This is a genomic window from Chamaesiphon sp. OTE_8_metabat_110 (assembly GCF_031382685.1).
In the GTDB taxonomy this organism is placed as follows: domain Bacteria; phylum Cyanobacteriota; class Cyanobacteriia; order Cyanobacteriales; family Chamaesiphonaceae; genus Chamaesiphon.
This window is the reverse complement of record NZ_JANMZA010000500.1, coordinates 1-4,606: the sequence shown is the minus strand read 5'-3', so window position 1 is coordinate 4,606 and position 4,606 is coordinate 1. Positions and strand designations below refer to the sequence as shown.

Below are 4,606 nucleotides of genomic sequence, written 5' to 3'. Positions count from 1 at the left end.
CTTTGAAACCCTTCAAGGGTTTGGCGTCATCGTGCTTTTCCCCGATTTGAGCTTGGAATAGTGCAAAGCCAAAATTGTCTTGCACCGGATCGGGCATGGCGATGAGGTCTTTTTTAGAGCTAGCGATCCATTCAAGCGGCTTCATAATTATTTTACAGGTTGATGCTAGTTTTGGCATTATATGTCCTAAACATTGGTTGCTGGCGATCGTGTGCCATATTCGCACATTGACACGCTAGTTCACCTACATTATTCGATCGAAATCTTACCGCAAGGTCGGAAATATTTCCGCTACACAATTTAGCGGGTTGTGATGTAGTGGGCTGTTTTTGAGGTGTCGTTACGCCTCGAACATGAGGGTCTAGCTTGCCCAGCAAAAACTGTGCGATGAGATTGTTTTTGAGAATGATTGATGGAATAATCGATCGATATGAAATCATCTAACTTTATTGCCTCTTCGATCGATCGCAAAGTCATCATGGCTGGTACGGGGCTATTTTTGACACTGTTTTTAGTCGTGCATTTGGGTCTGAATGCCACTATTTTGGCGGCTGACGGCGGGATGTTATTCGATCGCACTGCCGAGCTGTTGCGGCATAATTGGTTACTGCACGGCTTGGAAATCCTGGTATTTGCTGGCTTTGTCGTCCATATCTGGCAAGGTGCTACCCTCAGCCGCGATAACCGCTCGAAACGCAGCACTCCTTATGCCGTGAATGCCACCTCTCCGCTCACTCCAGCGCAATCGATGGGACTTTTGGGATCGATCGTGTTAGCTTTCTTATTGCTGCATCTCTATCAATTCTGGCTGCCACAGGCGATCGATTTACCAGATCCAGATAGCTTATCGCAACTAGTCAGAGCGACGATGAGCCAGTCGTGGGTAGTGATTATCTATGTCCTCGGTTGTCTGGCTCTCGCCGCTCATTTGGTGCATGGATACCGGAGCGCCGCCATTACCTTGGGTGTCGCCGCGCGATATCGGCAACTTACTTCAGTGGTTGGTATTAGCTTGGCGATCGCAGTACCATTGGGATTAGCTGCTATTCCGATTGCTCTGTTCGCCAGTCATGCTCGATTCTAAAATTCCCCCAGTACCACTCGCCCAACAGTGGCAGACTTACCAGGAAACTAGCCGCCTGATTAGCCCCGCTAATAAACGTCAGCTCGAAATTATTATTATCGGGACTGGTTTAGCTGGTGCCTCCGCTGCTGCAACTCTAGCCGAGCAGGGTTACAAAGTCAAAGCTTTTTGCTTCCAAGATTCGCCGCGCCGCGCTCATAGTATTGCCGCGCAAGGGGGGATTAATGCGGCTAAAAACTATCAAAATGATGGCGATTCCGTCCAGCGATTATTTTACGACACAATTAAAGGCGGTGACTATCGATCGCGGGAAGCTAATGTTTATCGGTTAGCGACGATTAGCACCAAAATTATCGACCACTGCGTCGCTCAAGGAGTACCATTTGCACGGGAATATGGGGGATTACTCAGCAATCGTTCCTTTGGCGGTACTCAAGTACAGCGGACTTTTTATGCAGCGGGACAGACGGGACAACAGCTATTACTCGGTGCTTATCAGGCGCTCGAACGTCAGATCTCGCTGGGCAATGTCACCATGTATACCCGTCATGAGATGCTCGAACTAGTCAAAATCGACGGCAAAGCGCGGGGAATTATCGCGCGGAACCTGGTAACTGGCGAGCTGGAAAGACATGGCGGTCATGCGGTGCTGCTCTGTTCCGGCGGTTATAGTAATGTTTTTTATCTGTCCACCAATGCCATGGGTAGCAACGTCAGTGCGACGTGGAAAGCACACAAACAAGGAGCCGCATTTGCCAATCCCTGCTTTACCCAGATTCACCCCACCTGTATTCCCGTCGCTGGCGAGCATCAGTCAAAACTCACGCTGATGTCCGAGAGCTTACGCAATGATGGTCGGATGTGGGTACCCAAAAATCTAGACGAGCAGCGAGCCGCAGCCGATATTCCCGACTCAGAACGCGATTACTTTTTGGAGCGGCGATACCCCGCTTACGGCAACCTCGTCCCGCGCGATATTGCCTCACGCGCCGTCAAAGAAGTCTGCGATGCGGGTTATGGGGTCGGGAGTTCGCACCGCGCCGTCTATCTGGATTTTGCCGACACCCTGCACCGTGACGGTCGCGAGCTACTGCAAAATAAATACGGTAATTTATTCGCCATGTACACCCAAATTACCGGCGAAGATCCCTACACAGTGCCGATGCGGATTTATCCCGCCGTGCATTACACCATGGGCGGACTGTGGGTAGACTACGAACTGATGACCACCATTCCCGGCTTGTACTGCTTAGGCGAAGCCAACTTCAGCGAACATGGAGCCAACCGCCTCGGTGCTTCAGCCCTAATGCAAGGTTTAGCCGACGGTTATTTTGTGATTCCCGCAACGATTAGTAACTATTTAGCCGCCGAAATTGGCTCGATCGCCCCCAGCCGCGATCGAGTAGAATTTAGCCAAGCTGAGGAATTAGTCAGAGAACGACTCGATCGCTTAATCCAAATTCAAGGTAGCCAAACCGTCACCAGTTTCCACCAACGCCTGGGAAAAATCATGTGGGCGCATTGTGGCATCATCCGCACCGCCGCCGGATTGCAAACCGCCATCCAACAACTCCAAGCCTTGCAAACCGAATTTTGGCAAGATGTCAAAATCCCCGGTAAGGTAAACACCCTCAATCCCGAACTCGACCTCGCGCAACGCGTAGCCGACTTCCTAGAGCTAGGCGAGTTAATGTGTGTAGATGCCCTCCACCGCCAAGAAAGCTGCGGCTGCCACTTCCGCACCGAATTTCAAACCGCAGGCGAAGCCCAACGCCGCGACGACGAATATGCCCACGTTGCAGTATGGGGATACACACAGGAGCATCAGTGGGAATTTTATCCAGAAGCGTTAAAATTCGAGCTAGCACGGTTTAGTCAGCGATCTTTTCGGTTGGGGATAGGGTATAGGGGATTGGGGATAGGGTAAAAGGTATGAGGTAAATGGAGTGAATGCCGCTTTACGCCACACACAGATCGAACCATACGCAGAGGAGTTTGAGGAGAGGCGGCCCGCTCCTCCACGGGGGGGCTGGGGGTCGGGACCCCCAGATCCGGGTTCTGCCTCCGCTAGGAAAAACGAAACTCACTAATATCTAACATTTGCCGCTCCGCCTAGTACCACAGCCTACTCAAGCAAAAGAGTTTGAATAAATTCAGATTTGATACCTAGAGACATCATGAAACTCACACTCAAAATTTGGCGGCAACCCAATCCCCAAACCGCTGGAAAATTCCATACCTACCAGCTCGATAATATCTCCCCAGATATGTCCCTGCTCGAAACCATCGACCTCCTCAACCAAAACCTCATTTTAACCAATGCCGAACCCATCGCCTTCGACCACGATTGCCGCGAAGGGATTTGTGGCTCCTGCGCCATGTACATCAACGGTCGCCCCCACGGAGCCGATCTCGCCAGCACCACCTGCCAACTCTACATGCGATCGTACCGCGATGGCGACACCCTGACGATCGAACCTTGGCGTGCAAATGCCTTTCCCATTATCAAAGACCTCATGGTCGATCGCTCGGCATTCGATCGAATCATCCAAGCAGGCGGTTATATTTCAGTTAATACTGGTAACGCCGTCGATGCCAACACCATCCCCATTGCTAAAGATCTTGCCGACGCCGCTTTTGCCGACGCCATGTGTATCGGTTGCGGCGCTTGTGTCGCCGCTTGTAAAAATAGCTCCGCCATGTTATTCGTCGCCGCCAAGGTATCGCATCTAGCACGATTACCCCAAGGTCAACCAGAACGTCAGCGGCGAGCCATCAACATGGTAACTCAAATGGACGCAGAAGGATTCGGCAGTTGTAGCAACACTGGTACCTGTGCGGCGGTTTGTCCCAAAGAAATATCCCTAAATACTATCGCCCAACTCAATCGGGAGTATCTTCAAGCGAGGGAAGGTTTTAGGTTTTAGGCTTTAGGCTTTAGGGGGTAGAGGGTTCACAATGCGATTATCTATTTCAAGATTGAGAACACAGCAGTCTATCTCCTATTTCAGGATATAACGGGAACAAACTATCCACACTGGCTAATCTTGCTTCATACACCAACGCAGTAGCAATAATCAATCTGTCAAATGGATCTTTATGGACAGGAGATAAACTAACGGCTTTGCAAGATACTTCAGGCAGCAATGGAAACAAACAAATACCTGAAGGTTCTAACGCCTCTCGAAACCACTCATCAGCAGCACATGGCAGCTCCAAACGACCCTTCTCCTGTGCCAACACGATCTCATAACAAGAAATCGGCGATACCCCAACCCGCTCGGCTGATTCGATTTCCTCGCGCCATGAAGCCGGAAACCTATTCCAATCTTCACTAATGAGCCAAAACCAAATATGGGTATCTAGCACAATTATTTCAGACATTCCCAATCCCGCTCATCCACGATTGGACTAACAATATCCCCTACTGTTTTTCCTTTACCAGCTATTCGGGTTGATGTAGTGCGGCATTTTCTTGAAGGATCGCGCTTCTGGCTTCCCACTGACTTTGTTTCAGTTTGG

5 protein-coding genes are annotated in these 4,606 nt (G+C 50.4%); 3 read left to right on the top strand and 2 right to left on the bottom strand.

Annotation, left to right across the window (positions count from 1 at the left end; all coding sequences use genetic code 11):
- Positions 1 to 152: 152 nt before the first annotated feature.
- The gene (locus RMO52_RS18305; RefSeq protein WP_310417094.1) at positions 153 to 440 is read right to left on the bottom strand and encodes a hypothetical protein; all 288 of its coding nucleotides are present in this window, start codon (positions 438 to 440) and stop codon (positions 153 to 155) included.
- Here RMO52_RS18305 and RMO52_RS18300 point away from each other — a divergent pair.
- From RMO52_RS18300 to RMO52_RS18290, 3 genes are all read left to right on the top strand, one after another.
- Entirely contained in the window at positions 431 to 1,084 is a 654-nt protein-coding gene (locus tag RMO52_RS18300) for a succinate dehydrogenase cytochrome b subunit (protein WP_310417092.1), read from the top strand. The genes RMO52_RS18305 and RMO52_RS18300 overlap by 10 nt on opposite strands.
- The gene (locus tag RMO52_RS18295) at positions 1,071 to 3,011 is read left to right on the top strand and encodes a fumarate reductase/succinate dehydrogenase flavoprotein subunit (RefSeq protein ID WP_310417089.1); all 1,941 of its coding nucleotides are present in this window, start codon (positions 1,071 to 1,073) and stop codon (positions 3,009 to 3,011) included. The genes RMO52_RS18300 and RMO52_RS18295 overlap by 14 nt, the downstream gene beginning before the upstream one ends.
- A gap of 250 nt (positions 3,012 to 3,261) precedes the next feature.
- On the top strand, positions 3,262 to 4,011 hold the full coding sequence (locus RMO52_RS18290) for a succinate dehydrogenase/fumarate reductase iron-sulfur subunit (protein WP_310417087.1): 750 nt from the start codon (positions 3,262 to 3,264) through the stop codon (positions 4,009 to 4,011).
- 46 nt (positions 4,012 to 4,057) lie between these two features.
- Here RMO52_RS18290 and RMO52_RS18285 read toward each other — a convergent pair whose 3' ends face one another.
- Entirely contained in the window at positions 4,058 to 4,468 is a 411-nt protein-coding gene (locus RMO52_RS18285; RefSeq protein WP_310417084.1) for a PIN domain-containing protein, read from the bottom strand.
- Positions 4,469 to 4,606: the final 138 nt, after the last annotated feature.

What these genes read in the sequence shown, in the direction of transcription:
- RMO52_RS18305 (WP_310417094.1), bottom strand. Translation starts at nt 440, where the DNA reads ATGATTTCATATCGATCGATTATTCCATCAATCATTCTCAAAAACAAT.
- RMO52_RS18290 (WP_310417087.1), top strand. Translation starts at nt 3,262, where the DNA reads ATGAAACTCACACTCAAAATTTGGCGGCAACCCAATCCCCAAACCGCT.
- RMO52_RS18295 (WP_310417089.1), top strand. Translation starts at nt 1,071, where the DNA reads ATGCTCGATTCTAAAATTCCCCCAGTACCACTCGCCCAACAGTGGCAG.
- RMO52_RS18285 (WP_310417084.1), bottom strand. Translation starts at nt 4,468, where the DNA reads ATGTCTGAAATAATTGTGCTAGATACCCATATTTGGTTTTGGCTCATT.
- RMO52_RS18300 (WP_310417092.1), top strand. Translation starts at nt 431, where the DNA reads ATGAAATCATCTAACTTTATTGCCTCTTCGATCGATCGCAAAGTCATC.